Raw genomic sequence first — 14880 nt, forward strand, 5'->3', positions numbered from 1 at the left:
GCTCAGATAACCCAAACCGGAATTGTAAACTATGCACTCGCCTTGTGTCGCCCGCTGTGGCTTAAATGCTGACGATTATTGTATGGGCTGTTTTCGCCACATCGACGAAATTGTCATTTGGTCACAAGCCACAGATCAGCAAAAACAACAGATTGTAGATAAGCTCGACGACAGAAAACAATTGTTTATGGGTGACAGTAATAACAAAACCTTGTCTCGCGCCGAATGGCTCGCAGCAGAGAAACGTATCAACAAGAGGTAAAAACCTAACAGCTAACACCTGGATTCCGGCTAAAAAGCATTGTCGGAACGACGTAGTAGTTGGCGGTGTTTGAATACGAATTAGCAAATGTGCCATTTGGCCCTACCCGCCCGTCATCTTTTGCCGTCATCCCTGAGATCTTGTATCAGGGATCCAGGTGTTTCTTAGATTTAAGGTTCTAGGAGCTCGCAAGCTCGCCCAGCGCGGACTTCGTCCTTCTAGGTTCTAGGTAAAGCTTGGCCCTATCCGCCCGTCATCCCTGAGTGCTTGTATCAGGGATCCAGGTGTTTCTTTTGACCTTGCTTAAAGCGTAAAAGACTACACCTGGATTCCGGCTTAAAAGCATTGCCGGAACGACGTGGTAGTGGGCGTTGTCGTAATCTTCTTGCCGTAATCTTTTGCCGTCATCCCTGAGTGCTTGTATCAGGGATCCAGGTGTTTCTTAGATTCTAAAAGGACGAAGTCCGCTCTCTGGCGAGCTTGCGAGTTCCTAGAATCTAGGCCCTAGGCCCTAGGGCCTAGGGCCTAAAACCCCAAAACCAACACCTGGATTCCGGCTAAAAAGCATTGCCGGAACGACGTGATAGTGGGCGTCATCTATATACGAGCAAAAGACGTGGTAGTGGGCGTCATCGGAATACGAATTAGCAAACGACGGAGTAGTCGGCGTCATCGGAATACTTATGAGCAAACGACGGAGTAGTCGGCGTTATTTGAATGATGAAGTGTCGGCGTTGTCCAAACGCGGGTAAAACCCCTACTTCTTCATCATCGCTTTTAAGTCTGCGAATGGATTGAAGGTGGCGGCTTCTTGTTTGGCTTCTTTGGAGCTGCCGTAACGGATGAGTTCTTCAAAGCGAGAATGCTCATTATCATGACAGTACAAGCATAATAATTCCCAATTGGTGCCATCAGACGGATTATTGTCGTGGTTATGATCGCGGTGATGTACCGTGAGTTCAGAAAGGTTTTTATGGGTGAATTCTCGGGTGCAGCGGCCGCAGACCCATGGGTATAATTTAAGTGCTTGTTCGCGGTAACCCTTTTCACGGGAGGCTTTGTAGTCTCTGGCTTCGGCTAAGACTTTATCTAATTTACTTGGGTTTTGATTGGTTGACATGATGCATCACTTATACAAAAAAATTACCCCAAGGATAATCACTGTTATCGCTTGGGGCAATTGTTTATACGCTGTTATTTTACGATTATTCTGCGACTGGCGAAGAATTCGATAAATAAAGGTAATGTAGGTAACGCTCATACTGAGTAATAATGTCGGCAATAATCTGTGATTGAGTATAACCCATCACATCATATTGCTGTCCACCGTGCTCAAGATACACTTCAACGCGATAGAATGCCTGCTCAGCATTTTTATCGGTTAATTCTGCCCCCATCATATTATGCGCTCGGATCCGTAAACCATACGCAAATGCCAGTGATTCATCTGAACCAATGACCAAACGTACACGATCTTCACTCAATATAATTTCAGCATTGATGTGTTTAGCGATAAACGTATCTTTGACTTCATTCAATGCTGGGCGTGCAACTGTGTCTAAAAACACTTGTGCATCTTGATGGCTTGGTTGTGACACCAAAACGTCAAGACGGTCTTGCCAGCTCATGTTCGCTTTTACATACTGCACACTGGTGTTGTGCGACTGTACGCTGTTGATTTTAAGCCAGTCATCTTGCAATGCTCGGTATAAACCCACACACATAAATAGCATTACAATTAAGAAGGGTAATGCACTGGCAATCGCGGCAGTTTGCAGAGCTTGTAATCCGCCCGCAACTAACAACACTGATGCAACCACACCTTGTAATAAGGCCCAGAAAATACGTTGCCATACTGGCGCATTTGCATCACCGCCAGAGGTCAGGTTATCAATCACTAATGAACCCGAATCTGATGAGGTTACAAAGAACGTCACCACTAAACACAGTGCAATAACAGACAGTACGTTAGACATTGGCATGTGTTCAAAGAATTTAAACAACGCCACTGACACATCGCTTGATACCGCTTCAGCTAAGTAAGTCGCACCGTGGTTCATAATGGCGTCGATAGCTGTGTTACCAAATACGGTCATCCATAGGAAGGTTAACGCACTGGGTACAAACAACACACCGATTAAGAATTCACGAATAGTACGACCACGACTTACACGGGCGATAAAGGTACCGACGAATGGTGACCATGAAATCCACCAGCCCCAATACAGTAATGTCCAACCACCAATCCAATCATCTTTTTGCTGATAAGCATAGAGGTTAAACGTTTTGCCTACGATGTCGCTTAAATAGCTACCGGTATTTTGTACAAATGATTGTAACAACATCACGGTTGGGCCAAGAATCAACACAAAAGCAAGTAACAAACAGGCTAAACCAAGGTTAAGCTCACTTAAGCGTTTAACCCCTTTGTCTAAACCAGAAAACACTGACAATGTCGCAATACCAGTGATAACAATGATCAAACCAACCTGTACAGTGGTGTTATTTGGAATGTCACTCATTAAGTAACTCAAACCAGAGTTTACCTGTAACACCCCAAAGCCTAATGACGTTGCCACACCAAACATGGTGCCGATAACCGCAAAGGTATCAACCGCATGACCGATTGGGCCATAAATACGGTCACCAATTAACGGATATAACGCCGAGCGCGGTAACAAGGGTAATTTATGACGATAAGAGAAATACGCTAAGCTTAATGCTACAACAGCATAAATAGCCCATGCATGGATACCCCAGTGGAAAAAGGTAATTTTAAGCGCATCTTTAGCGGCTTGAATGCTCTCAGGTGTTGCATCTGGCGGCGCAAGAAAATGCATTACCGGTTCTGCCACACCAAAAAACATTAAGCCAATACCCATACCTGCTGAAAACAACATAGCAATCCAGCTTTTATAGCTGTAGTCAGGTACTGAATGGTCAGGGCCTAATTTAATATCACCAAAACGGCTGACCATGACAAAAAGGATAAAAATTAAGAATACCGCCACGCCTAGAATATAAAGCCAACCCGCTTTAATTTCTAACCATGACTGCACGCTTTTAAAGAAGTTGCTGGCGCCTTCTGGCCAAATGGCACAGAGCAACACCATAAAAAATATGATCACCACCGATGAAATAAACACCGGCGGATTAATACTCGACTTTATTGACATAAAATCTCCAAGATAGAGAAAAATAAAAACAAAATGAGTCAGCCATGAACAAAATTGCTCAAGCCAACATAAATTCTATTTCAATTTGGGATAAGGGCAGATATTACCATAGACAAAAATAAAACAAATGGAAAGTCTGCGATTTGTGATAAACATTGCGCTTTAATTGATATAAAAAAAGGTTTCAGCCACAAATTGGGCTGAAACCTTTATTTTCAATACTTATGTAAGATGCAATGAGTCTTAAGGAGCGAGTAACGTCAGTGATAGTCCTAATATGGATAGTCCTAAATGTGATGACGTTATTCCGCTTTACTGTTGGCAATACCTGCCGTTAAGTTAAAGCGCATTGCATCTTCAAATGACCAATCGACAAAGATCAAATCATCACGTTTAACCAAACTGGTCACTCCAGCCATTTGGTAACTGAGCTGAAATAATACTGGCACCCAATCGCCATCTGGCAGAGCATCGGCTAACGGCTGCGGCGCTGACTCACTCATAATAAACCCTACCACATAGCCGCCATTGGCTTGTTTCACTAATACGGTTTTTTGGGTTTTAGGCTCGCCGTCGCGGTTCATTAAGCTAGCAATATCACGAATACTGCCATACACAGATTTAAACAACGGAAATTTCATCAGTTGCTTTTCAATCCAACCGTAAACCCAAGCGATAGGGCTGACTGAAAAAAGCAAACCTGCGACAAACACTAGGCTGGCAACCAGGCCAAAACCGGCGCCGACAAACACAGATTGAACACCCACAAGTTCAAGTAATAATTTACCTAAACCATCAAGTGATATAAACAACGACCAAAAAAGCCAAATGGATAACACCATCGGCAATAAATTCATTAAACCACGGGCAAGGGTCTTTTTCATTAAACACACAAAAGCAGAAAAACAGGTCAAAAATGTTAACACAGTTTGCTGATTAGTCACTTCAAATCTACTGAGGTTTAGTATCGGCTAACGATCTGGGATCGGTTAAAACCTGTTAACGGCTATGTGTATCTCAGATCACAGGCTGCAAACATAATAGTTACTTATTTGTTTTAGCGACATTCACCCATTGATGACGGCCTAACTCTAATAACACCCCAATGGCCAAGCCTGCTGCTGTATTGATTAGTAAGCATGTTGCTGCGGTTGAAAAAATAACAAAAATACAAAAAGGCTTACCATCGATAAACCGCTTTGACCACGCTAATTGTGTACCGGCGATGGCAAGTAGGCTGCCTAAAATAGCGAGAGGAATAAATGATAAAGCACTGGCAATGCCCTGGCCCCAAAAAATAGCAATGAGTATACATGTACTGCCAAAAATGGTGGGGGCTAACCATGTCCGGGCCCCAAAGTGATATTGCACAGCAAGCCCACCAGCGCCATGACACATGGCTGTAGCCCCAAAAGGGGCTAACAATAAATTAGCCCAACCAGAACTCTTAGCAAATTGTTGTGGCTCAAATTTAGCGGCATCTTCTGGGAATTTATGTTTCGCCATTGCCGATACGGCAATCACGGCATTAGTTAATGTTAGGGCTAATTGCGGTAATACTAATAGCATTGCAGCTGAGCCCCATTCATCGATACTCGGCCAACTTAATTGCCATGCACTGGCCTGGCTAAAATTAAAGCTAGGTGCTGTACCGCTGGTATATTGCCAAGTAATACCAAGGATAATCACTAACGGCATGACCAAATATTGCATTGACATATAACGGCTAGCGAACAATAACCCAAAGGCCAATAAACCAATAAACCAAGTTTCGCTCATCATGACACCACCGAGCCAAATAAGCTGGAGTCCTATTGCTAACTGGATACCAATACTGATTGCTGGCGATAACTGCTTGGCCATCCATTGAATAATCCCGCTATAAGCTAATATCAGCAGGATAATACCCATTAATATGGCTGATGCCTGGAGCATTCCCAGCGACATGCCTTCTGCAATAACTAACGCACTGATCACCTTCATAGGTTGTACAGGCATGGGGCTTCGATAATACAGTGCTGTAAATAATGCAAACAAACCGAAACCGAAAAATATCCCTTGAGGAGAGAAGTGATTAAGCGCAATTAAACCTAACACTAAAGGAAGGAAGGTGCCTAAGTCCGCAAATGCGCCACTAAATTCACCTGAAATCTTATTGACGTTGTCGTATCGATTGATTTCACGTCTCATAAATCTTGCCGAAGGTAATAGATACTCAAACATAGCAATTACAGTGCCACATCAAAAGTGAGATCCACGTCAAAGTAAAAGACTGATTGACAACATTATTGGGACAATTTGAACCAGTAGATATTATCAATACTGTCATTATGTCCACATTACAGTGGTTGTTTCCCTTCAAATAACTACGTAGAGCAAAAGCGGCTGGATTGATACCGTTAGATATAGTGAAAAACTCGCCGGAAACGTATTTGACGGGCATAAAAAAGCCCCTATTAAGGGGCCTTAACAAACATAGCATCACAATTAACAGTAGAGTAAGACGTTTACATCTTATGATTGAAACGTTATAGATTTTTTTCCATGTCTTCATAAGAAGTATGGCGAACATCTTTACCTTTTACATAGTAAATTACGTATTCACAGATGTTTTTACAACGGTCGCCAACACGCTCTACTGCGCGAGCGGCCCATAACACATCTAACACACCTGGTATTGAACGTGGATCTTCCATCATGTAAGTCATTAACTGACGAATAATACCTTCGTATTCTTTGTCTAATTTGGCATCTTCTTTATGCAACTCAAGAGCTTGCTCAGCATCCATACGTGCAAGCGCATCTAGGGTTGAGTGCAGCATGCGCGTTGCGTGACGGCCCATGCTTTCTATGCTGACAAGTAAAGGTTGCTGGCTATTTGCCCGTTTTTCGAGTGCCGCTTTGGCAATACGCACACATGCATCACCAATACGCTCAAGATCCGCAATGGTTTTTGAAATAGCGATAATCATGCGTAAGTCACTTGCTGCGGGTTGACGCTTAGCAATAATACGGGTGCACTCTTCGTCAATCGCCACCTCCATGCCGTTGACTCTGTGGTCGCCTTCAATCACTTTTTGCGCCAGTTCAGCATCTAATGCGGTTAATGCATCAAGTGCTTGCTCAAGTTGACGCTCAACTAAACCGCCCATGGCCAATACACGGTTACGAATATCTTCAAGTTCAGCATTGAACTGACCAGAGATGTGTTTACTTAAATTCATTTTTTCCATCTTACCCACCTAACATTTTGTTTGTTTATTAAAAGCGTTTATCGCCAGGATTAACCATAACGACCGGTAATGTAATCTTCGGTTTTACGCTTTTTAGGGGTAGTAAAAATCGTGTTGGTATCGGCGTATTCAACCAATTCACCCATGTACATAAACGCCGTTTGATCTGACACACGTGCAGCTTGCTGCATGTTATGCGTCACAATCACCACGGTGTACTGTTGTTTAAGCTCAGTGATCAACTCTTCAATGGTTAAGGTTGAAATAGGATCCAAAGCCGATGTCGGTTCATCGAGTAATAACACTTCTGGCTCAATCGCAATAGCACGAGCTATCACTAAACGCTGTTGCTGACCGCCAGATAAACCAAAAGCATTGTCGTGTAAGCGATCTTTAACTTCGTCCCAAATTGCTGCACCGCGTAACGAACGCTCTGCAGCTTCATCTAATTCACGGCGGTTATTTAACCCTTGTAAACGTAAGCCATAAACCACGTTTTCGTAAATTGATTTAGGGAACGGGTTTGGACGCTGAAACACCATGCCGACGTTACGACGCAATGACGCGACATCGACTTTTTTGTCATAGATGTTTTGCCCATGAAGCAAAATTTCGCCGTCGATTTTACAGTTATCAACCAGGTCGTTCATGCGGTTAATACAACGTAAAAGCGTTGATTTACCACAACCACTTGGACCAATAAATGCCGTCACTTGTTTTTTAGGGATCTTCATCGACACATCAAATAACGCTTGTTTGTCACCGTAACGTAAATCAAGGTTACGGATCTCAAGTGCGGTATCCTGCGCGGGTAAGTTAACTAAATCAACTGCTTGTGTTTGCATTGCTGAACTATCAATAGAAATCATTTTTCTTTCCTTCAGGATATCGCTAATTAGTGTTCTAGCGAACGGAATTTTTCACGTAAATGGTTGCGCACGCTAATCGCGGTTAAGTTAAGTGCAACAATTACTGATACTAATAAGAACGATGTTGCATACACCAATGGGCGAGCTGCTTCAACGTTAGGGCTTTGGAAGCCTACATCGTAAATATGGAAACCTAAGTGCATGAACTTACGCTCTAAATGCACAAACGGGAAGTTCATATCTATCGGTAACGTTGGCGCTAATTTAACCACGCCCACCAACATCAACGGTGCTACTTCACCCGCTGCACGCGCTACCGCTAAAATCAAACCGGTCATAATGGCTGGGCTTGCCATTGGCACAACAATGCGCCATAAGGTTTCTGCTTTGGTTGCCCCTAATGCCAGGCTGCCTTGACGTACCGCACTTGGGATACGGCTTAAGCCTTCCTCTGTCGATACAATCACAACCGGTAAAGTTAGGATAGCCAATGTAAGCGCAGACCAAATCACCCCTGGTGAACCAAATGTCGGTGCTGGTAACGCTTCAGGGAAAAACAATTGGTCAATTGATCCGCCCATCATGTAAACAAAGAAGCCTAAACCAAACACACCATAAACAATCGACGGCACACCGGCTAAGTTAATCACCGCGATACGGATCATCTTAGTAATTGGGCCTTTCTTAGCGTACTCGTGCAAGTAAATCGCTGCGACAACACCAAATGGCGTCACAATGACAGCCATTAACATCACCATGAACACGGTACCGAAAATGGCTGGGAATACCCCACCCTCAGTGTTGGCTTCACGTGGGTCATCGTTGACAAATCGGCCAATACCGACAAACCAGTGACCCACTTTCTGAATGACATTCATGTGGTTAACGTAGCTAACATCTAAAATAGAGTCTAGCTTGAGTATGACTTCTTCACCGCGCATGTCACGCACTACAACCGAGTCTCGAGCAGCCTGGTCGCGCAGTGCAAACAAGTCTTTTTCAAGCACAAGGTAGTCTTGGTTTAACTGCTCTATTTGCGCTTTAATATCGGCTTTGCGCTTGTCGGTTAGTTCGCCATCAAGCTCATAGCCACGTTGCTTTAAGCGTAGGCGCTCTATTTGATAGTTAATTGAGCCGATGTCCGATTTTTGTAAGCTTAATGCCTGGTCAGCAATATCTACCGCACGGTCAATATGGCTAAATAAAGAGGCTTCAATATCGGCTTCGTTATTGAGTTCTAGGCGTTTACCATCTTCAATCACTGCCACTGGGTAGCCATAGAAGTTACCATTTTTGGTACGTTCTAGTTTTGCGACATCAGCCGGTGTTGTGCGGCTCACGATATCTGTGGCTAAAATCCAGCGAAAATCCAGGCCAACAAATTCACGGTTACCGGTTTTAACGAGGTAACGTGTGACAAACTCACCAGGGTGTTCAGTGAATTTATGACCTGCTGAGATTAAGCGTTCTGTTGGCACTTCTTCACGGTCGTAAATCTCACCAATTAAGGTGCTTTTTACTCCGTTGTTATCTTCTAGTTGCCATTCGTAAATGTCAGCTGGCCAAAAGTAACTTAAGCCACGCCATGCGATTAACAGTAATAAGCCTAAAACGGCAATTAAACTGATACTTACGGCACCACCGGTCATCCAAATCCACGGTGAACCTGATTTAAACCACTTACCCATTGCACAAACCTCTCAAGGCGATTGGCGAAATAATCAATATATGAGTCATCATCTTTCCTTACAGTGAGCTATAACGGTCGCGTAAACGCTGACGTACGACTTCTGCAATGGTGTTGAAGAAGAAGGTGAATATAAACAGGACAAAGGCGGCTAAGAACAGCACTCGATAATGCGAACTGCCAATGGCTGACTCTGGCATTTCTACCGCAATGTTAGCTGCCAAGGTACGCATACCTTCAAACACACTCCACTCTAATATTGCTGTGTTACCGGTTGCCATTAATACAATCATGGTTTCACCGACAGCACGGCCAAGTCCCATCATAATGGCAGAGAAAATGCCTGGACTTGCTGTTAACAACACCACTCTGGTCAAGGTTTGCCAATTGGTGGCACCTAATGCCAAACTGCCGTTTGATAAGTGTCGAGGCACCGAGAAAATCGCATCTTCGGCAATCGAGAAAATAGTGGGGATAACCGCAAAGCCCATCGCAATACCGACCACAAACGCGTTACGTTGGTCGAAGGTAATGCCTAAATCATTCGTGATAAATTGACGCGTGTTACCATCAAACAATGCCACTTCAATCACTGGGCTAATGGTGAACGAGAACCAACCAACAAAGATTATCACTGGCAGTAACATCAGCTCTTGATAGGTTTCTGGTAAGCGGTGCTTCCAGGTTTCTGGCATTTTGCTCCATGCAAATGCGGTGGATAGTATCGATATTGGCAATAACATCAATAACACCACGATGCCGGGTAAATGATCTTCAATCAGTGGCGCTAACCATAAACCCGCTAAGAAACCCAAAATAACTGTTGGTAATGCTTCCATAATTTCAATGGTCGGTTTAACCACATTACGCACTTTAGGTGTCATGAAGTAAGCCGTGTAAATTGCGCCCGCAATGGCTAAAGGCACAGCAAACATCATGGCGTAGAACGCGGCTTTCATGGTACCGAACGCTAATGGCATTAAACTTAATTTAGCTTCAAAGTCGTCTGAACCTGAAGTTGACTGCCATACATATTGTGGCTCAGGGTAACCTTCGTACCACACTTTTTGCCACAAGGCGCTCCACGAAACTTCTGGGTGGTCGTTTTCAACGGCAAACAGATTAAGCTTGTTATCCGCTTCAATAATCAACGCATTTGAACGCGGGCTAAACGCCATTAAACCAGGGTTAGGCAGGCTGTATTTTTCATCAAACAGGTTACGTTGGCTGGTGGTGTACAGTAGGGTTAACTCCCCTTCTGAACTTAATACCGCAAGACTTTTACGATAAAACTCTGTCGCCATGGCGCTCACTGGCGCGATATCGTCAAATTCACGAATTTGCTGGTACAAGCGGCCTTTATCGCCATTCACCTGGAAATATTGGCTAATCACACCACTGTCGTAGCTGATCATAATTGAGCTAGCACCCGCAAGTAAATTCACTTGCTTAATTTTGGCCTCACCCCTTTTAACATCCAGCACTTGCAGTAATTCAACCTCGTCAGCCTCGCGAGTGTTGTACACAAATAACTTGTCTGTGGTGCTTAAAATTAATTGTCGATGATCGGGCGTCATTAACGCTGACACCACTTGTTTAGGTGCATCTTCAACAAACACTTCGATAGAAGCCCATTCAACTTCTTCTGTCATCATGTTTTCTTCGCCTTCTTGGCGATTGAGCTTCCATGCACCATTAGCATCCTGGTAGGCAAAGCTCATGCGACTGCCGCTGTAATCAAACACTAGGTTGTATACGGCGCCTTCTTCGTTGATGGTTAAGGGTTCATCACCGATTGGATAAGTTAATTTAGGCGTAATTTGACGCTGATTGTCCGGATAGGTCACCGTAAAATCGATGCCGACAACTATCACCTGGCCATTGCTTAAGCCTAATGCAAAGCGTTGCTCGCTTGGGCTCGATTTAGCGCTACTGGTAATGGTCGCGCCTTCTGGCAAGGTCGGTGTAAACGTTGAGATTAATTGCCCCGTTGTTGATGAGTAAAAATCAACCGTACCTAATTGCGTGACGCGATATAACACTTCGTTTTGCTCGTCACTGCCAATCATTAGCGTCTTGGCATCAGTATGTTGATAGCCCACACTGGTTACAGGTTCTATATTTGCGCCATCAAAGATAGGCTTGATGACATACAGCAAGTAGAAAAATATTAATAACAAAGCCACAAACACCATAGTGCCGCCGACTGTTATCCCAAACTCTGCTGCTTTATCCTTAAATGCTCTGCGTGATGCTTGTTTACTCGCAAGTAAACTTTTTTCAGCAGAACCAGGTTGATTTACCTGACTTTCCATTAAGAACCTCTAATAATTAATCGATGCCATAATTAGCGCTTTGATTGTGCAGTTTACTGTGCTAACAATAAATATTTATGACTGAATGGCGATTTCTAAAGCGTTAACTTAACTCAGTAAATTAACAACGAATATTGTGGCGTAAAGCCCTATCATTATTCATCACTCAATCGCCACTAGTTGCATAAGTCAATCGTCGTAAAACAACCGTAAAGCCATAACACAATCTTAAGTGGCTGCGATTATATGACGTAAAGATGACAGTTGTGTTACAGCCAATGTATATAGGAGAAATATCGTATGATGCGTTACCTTATCACTTTGCAAGCACCTGATAGAAAAGGATTAGTAGAACAGATCGCCAATGTCGTTAGTCGCCACAATGGCAACTGGCTTGATTCTGAAATGCGCCATATTGATGGTGTTTTTGCCGCAATATTACAGTTAGAGGTGCCAGCACTAAAATGGGATGAGCTGGTTGATGCGCTTGAATGCATTGACGGCCTCACCATGACCTTCTCAAAAACCAGTTTAAGTGCACAGCCTATCAAGCAACTCCGTTACAACCTTGTCGCTTATGATCGCCCGGGTATTGTTCTACATATTTCCAATAAAATGAATGCATTAGGTATTAACATTGAAAAATTTAGTAGCCAATATGAAACCGCAAGCCATACCGGGATTGCCTTATTTAGGGCCACAATGGAGCTTGGGCTTACCGACCCCGCTCAGGAAGAGATGATTGCCACTTCCCTGTATGAAATGGGTGACGATGTGGTATTAGATAAATTGAGCCAGTCAGCTTAAAAAGTTAACAGACAAACAGCACATAAACCAAGTTGGGCAAATTAAGGCTAAATTCCATTTTCATCATCTGCTAAACTGCCAGCAAATAAAGACGATAAAATGGATTCACCATGTTTGGAACGCTATCAAAACTGAAAACCCACCTCAATAACAACCATGAGGTGGAGTATCATTTACCTGTCGGAGAGGCGCGCTTAGCGCTAAACCCATTAATCGGTAAAACGCTTACCATGACTCACACGGGTAATATTTTTTGCAGCAGCTGCGGAAAAAAAACCAAAAAGAGTTACTCGCAAGGCCACTGCTATGTGTGTATGACTAAGCTGGCCAGTTGCGATATGTGCATTATGAAACCAGAAACCTGTCACTTTGATCAAGGTACTTGCCGTGAACCAGAGTGGGCAATGTCAAATTGCTTTGTACCGCATTATGTTTATTTGTCTAATACTTCTGGCATTAAAGTCGGCATTACGCGTCACACGCAAATCCCTACACGCTGGATTGACCAGGGTGCCACTCAGGGTTTACCTATTTTTAAAGTGTCTACGCGCAAAATGTCGGGCTTAATTGAAATTGAAATAGCCAAATTCATTAACGACAAAACCCATTGGCAAGCCATGCTAAAAGGCCACAATGATGACATTGACCTGGTTGAGCAAGCCGCGCAACTTATTCCGTTAATTGAAGATAAACTGCAAGCACTTGCTATAGAGCATGAAGATATTGTCATCGAGCGTTTAGATGCCAATATTCAAGCCATAAGCTACCCTATTACCGCGTTTCCAACCAAAGTGAAATCACATAACTTTGATAAAATTGCTGAGGTCACTGGGACATTGCAAGGCATTAAAGGCCAATACCTGATTTTTGATACTGGGGTGATTAACATTCGTAAGTTTTCATCTTATGAAGTTGAAGTGAGTTATTAAGTAATCATCACATTGGGTTAAGTATTGTGGCGACTGCTGTTCTCTATGTTCAGCAGTCTCACTGATTGATAAGTTAATTAATTTACTCATTTGTAAAAATATCATTATGCTCGGTAGAAAAATTCCCCTAAAATTCTGCTTCTCAGCACCTTAGCTTAAGAGATCCATTCATGGAGTTAGTGTTCGCCATTGCATTATTTGCCTTTTCTGCCGGTATTACACCAGGGCCTAACAACATTATGTTGATGACCTCTGGAGTTAACTTTGGCATTAAGCGCAGTATTCCACATTTACTTGGGATAAGTTTAGGCTTTCCAACCATGATTTTAGCTGTGGGATTAGGCCTAAGCGCAATATTTCAGGCGTATCCAATTATTCACATTGTCATTAAAGTGGTTGGCATTGCTTACCTACTCTACTTGTCGTGGTTGATTGCTAATAGCAGCAGCAAAATGGAAGGCAAACAAGTCAGTAAACCGTTTAGCTTTATTCAAGCGGCGGCCTTTCAATGGGTCAACCCAAAAGGTTGGATTATGGCCGTGGGTGCGATAGCCACTTTCACCTCGGTACAGCACGAACTCAACAGCCAGGTGATTACGATTGCCAGTGTGTTTTTATGTGTGGCGTTTCCCTGTGCAATCGTTTGGCTTAGTTTTGGCGTTGCACTAAAACGTTTATTGAAAAACGAACGTCAGCAGCGCATTTTTAATATTTCGATGGCATTATTATTGGTGGCATCAATTATTCCGATGGTGTTACCTGCATCATCACCGGTATAACGATAAGGTTAATCAATGGAACAACATGAATGCCTCACCCACACTGAAAAGTGGGTTGTGGATGTCATCATGAAATACAATATTTGCCCGTTTGCTCGTAGAGAGGTTGAACGTGCCAGTATTCGTTATGTGGCTATTGAGCAAACCAAAGTAAAAGCAGTATTAAAAGCACTCATAACCGAATGCCAATACCTTGATGAGCATCCACGAACTGAAACTACCTTGTTCATTCTGCCGCGTGGATTTGAAGGATTTTATGCCTATTTAGATTTGGTCGACGATGCCACAGAGATATTAGCTGAGCACGGTTATGAAGGTGTTTATCAACTCGCAACATTTCATCCAGACTACTGCTTTGAAGGCGAACCCCAAGATAGCGCCGCTAACTTTACCAATCGAGCCCCCTACCCAACCTTGCACATCATTCGCGAAGCCAGTATGGAAATAGCGCTCGCAAACTACACCGACCCCGAATCAATTCCTGAACGTAATATTGCTTTTGCTGAACGCAAAGGCAGTGATTTTTTTATTAAATTATTGCAGCATTGCACTAAATCGTAGACAGATAACGATTTACGAAATGCTTCGCTCGGCGCTTACAGACTCTAGGTTCTAGGTTCTAGCATGTCATCCTCGAATGCCTTAATCGGGGATTCAGGTGTTTCTTTTGACCTTCTGTAAAAACATAAAGCCAACACCTGGATTCCGGCTCAACAGCATTACCGGAACGACGGGGTAGTAGACGTTGTTTGAATACGAATGAGCAGAAGGCGAAGTAGTGGGCGTTATTTGTGTACGGATGAACAGAAGTCGAAGCAGTGGG

13 protein-coding genes are annotated in these 14880 nt (G+C 43.4%); 5 read left to right on the forward strand and 8 right to left on the reverse strand.

Features of this window, described 5'->3' with window-relative positions; all coding sequences use genetic code 11:
• Positions 1 to 31: 31 nt before the first annotated feature.
• On the forward strand, positions 32 to 262 hold the full coding sequence (locus AC19MX_RS00970) for a DUF1289 domain-containing protein (RefSeq protein ID WP_498296280.1): 231 nt from the start codon (positions 32 to 34) through the stop codon (positions 260 to 262).
• 757 nt (positions 263 to 1019) lie between these two features.
• Here the strand turns inward: AC19MX_RS00970 and AC19MX_RS00975 are convergent.
• The 8 genes from AC19MX_RS00975 to AC19MX_RS01010 all read right to left on the reverse strand — a co-directional run bounded on the left by AC19MX_RS00975 (position 1020) and on the right by AC19MX_RS01010 (position 11542).
• Complete coding sequence (locus tag AC19MX_RS00975; RefSeq protein WP_498296282.1) at positions 1020 to 1382, reverse strand: YajD family HNH nuclease; 363 nt, start codon at positions 1380 to 1382, stop codon at positions 1020 to 1022.
• 85 nt (positions 1383 to 1467) lie between these two features.
• Positions 1468 to 3438: a BCCT family transporter gene (locus AC19MX_RS00980; RefSeq protein WP_498296284.1), complete on the reverse strand. Its 1971-nt coding sequence runs from the start codon at positions 3436 to 3438 to the stop codon at positions 1468 to 1470.
• A gap of 302 nt (positions 3439 to 3740) precedes the next feature.
• On the reverse strand, positions 3741 to 4322 hold the full coding sequence (locus AC19MX_RS00985; RefSeq protein WP_498296285.1) for a DUF502 domain-containing protein: 582 nt from the start codon (positions 4320 to 4322) through the stop codon (positions 3741 to 3743).
• Between the two features lie 160 nt (positions 4323 to 4482).
• Positions 4483 to 5628 (reverse strand): putative sulfate/molybdate transporter, encoded by a 1146-nt coding sequence (locus tag AC19MX_RS00990; RefSeq protein WP_498296287.1) that lies wholly within the window; start codon positions 5626 to 5628, stop codon positions 4483 to 4485.
• A 338-nt stretch (positions 5629 to 5966) separates the two neighbouring features.
• A complete protein-coding gene (gene phoU / locus AC19MX_RS00995; RefSeq protein WP_498296289.1) occupies positions 5967 to 6671 on the reverse strand; it encodes a phosphate signaling complex protein PhoU in 705 nt (234 codons plus the stop codon).
• 50 nt (positions 6672 to 6721) lie between these two features.
• Positions 6722 to 7540 (reverse strand): phosphate ABC transporter ATP-binding protein PstB, encoded by an 819-nt coding sequence (pstB, locus tag AC19MX_RS01000; RefSeq protein WP_432401330.1) that lies wholly within the window; start codon positions 7538 to 7540, stop codon positions 6722 to 6724.
• Between the two features lie 26 nt (positions 7541 to 7566).
• A complete protein-coding gene (gene pstA, locus AC19MX_RS01005) occupies positions 7567 to 9228 on the reverse strand; it encodes a phosphate ABC transporter permease PstA (protein ID WP_432401332.1) in 1662 nt (553 codons plus the stop codon).
• A gap of 58 nt (positions 9229 to 9286) precedes the next feature.
• Complete coding sequence (locus AC19MX_RS01010; RefSeq protein WP_498296291.1) at positions 9287 to 11542, reverse strand: ABC transporter permease subunit; 2256 nt, start codon at positions 11540 to 11542, stop codon at positions 9287 to 9289.
• A gap of 300 nt (positions 11543 to 11842) precedes the next feature.
• Here AC19MX_RS01010 and AC19MX_RS01015 point away from each other — a divergent pair, with 300 nt between their 5' ends.
• The 4 genes from AC19MX_RS01015 (at position 11843) to AC19MX_RS01030 (ending at position 14618) form a co-directional block, all read left to right on the forward strand.
• A complete protein-coding gene (locus AC19MX_RS01015) occupies positions 11843 to 12349 on the forward strand; it encodes a glycine cleavage system transcriptional repressor (RefSeq protein ID WP_498296293.1) in 507 nt (168 codons plus the stop codon).
• Positions 12350 to 12459: 110 nt separating this feature from the next.
• Positions 12460 to 13278, forward strand: a complete 819-nt coding sequence (locus AC19MX_RS01020; protein ID WP_498296295.1) for a DUF2797 domain-containing protein — start codon at positions 12460 to 12462, stop codon at positions 13276 to 13278.
• 170 nt (positions 13279 to 13448) lie between these two features.
• Positions 13449 to 14057 carry a LysE family translocator gene (locus AC19MX_RS01025; protein ID WP_498296297.1) on the forward strand — a complete coding sequence of 203 codons (609 nt, stop codon included), beginning with the start codon at positions 13449 to 13451 and terminating at the stop codon, positions 14055 to 14057.
• A gap of 15 nt (positions 14058 to 14072) precedes the next feature.
• Complete coding sequence (locus AC19MX_RS01030; protein WP_498296299.1) at positions 14073 to 14618, forward strand: DUF1415 domain-containing protein; 546 nt, start codon at positions 14073 to 14075, stop codon at positions 14616 to 14618.
• Positions 14619 to 14880: the final 262 nt, after the last annotated feature.

Source organism: Shewanella sp. MF05956 (genome assembly GCF_059758055.1).

What these genes read in the sequence shown, in the direction of transcription:
- AC19MX_RS00970 (WP_498296280.1), top strand. Translation starts at nt 32, where the DNA reads ATGCACTCGCCTTGTGTCGCCCGCTGTGGCTTAAATGCTGACGATTAT.
- AC19MX_RS00975 (WP_498296282.1), bottom strand. Translation starts at nt 1,382, where the DNA reads ATGTCAACCAATCAAAACCCAAGTAAATTAGATAAAGTCTTAGCCGAA.
- AC19MX_RS00980 (WP_498296284.1), bottom strand. Translation starts at nt 3,438, where the DNA reads ATGTCAATAAAGTCGAGTATTAATCCGCCGGTGTTTATTTCATCGGTG.
- AC19MX_RS00985 (WP_498296285.1), bottom strand. Translation starts at nt 4,322, where the DNA reads ATGAAAAAGACCCTTGCCCGTGGTTTAATGAATTTATTGCCGATGGTG.
- AC19MX_RS00990 (WP_498296287.1), bottom strand. Translation starts at nt 5,628, where the DNA reads ATGAGACGTGAAATCAATCGATACGACAACGTCAATAAGATTTCAGGT.
- phoU (WP_498296289.1), bottom strand. Translation starts at nt 6,671, where the DNA reads ATGGAAAAAATGAATTTAAGTAAACACATCTCTGGTCAGTTCAATGCT.
- pstB (WP_432401330.1), bottom strand. Translation starts at nt 7,540, where the DNA reads ATGATTTCTATTGATAGTTCAGCAATGCAAACACAAGCAGTTGATTTA.
- pstA (WP_432401332.1), bottom strand. Translation starts at nt 9,228, where the DNA reads ATGGGTAAGTGGTTTAAATCAGGTTCACCGTGGATTTGGATGACCGGT.
- AC19MX_RS01010 (WP_498296291.1), bottom strand. Translation starts at nt 11,542, where the DNA reads ATGGAAAGTCAGGTAAATCAACCTGGTTCTGCTGAAAAAAGTTTACTT.
- AC19MX_RS01015 (WP_498296293.1), top strand. Translation starts at nt 11,843, where the DNA reads ATGATGCGTTACCTTATCACTTTGCAAGCACCTGATAGAAAAGGATTA.
- AC19MX_RS01020 (WP_498296295.1), top strand. Translation starts at nt 12,460, where the DNA reads ATGTTTGGAACGCTATCAAAACTGAAAACCCACCTCAATAACAACCAT.
- AC19MX_RS01025 (WP_498296297.1), top strand. Translation starts at nt 13,449, where the DNA reads ATGGAGTTAGTGTTCGCCATTGCATTATTTGCCTTTTCTGCCGGTATT.
- AC19MX_RS01030 (WP_498296299.1), top strand. Translation starts at nt 14,073, where the DNA reads ATGGAACAACATGAATGCCTCACCCACACTGAAAAGTGGGTTGTGGAT.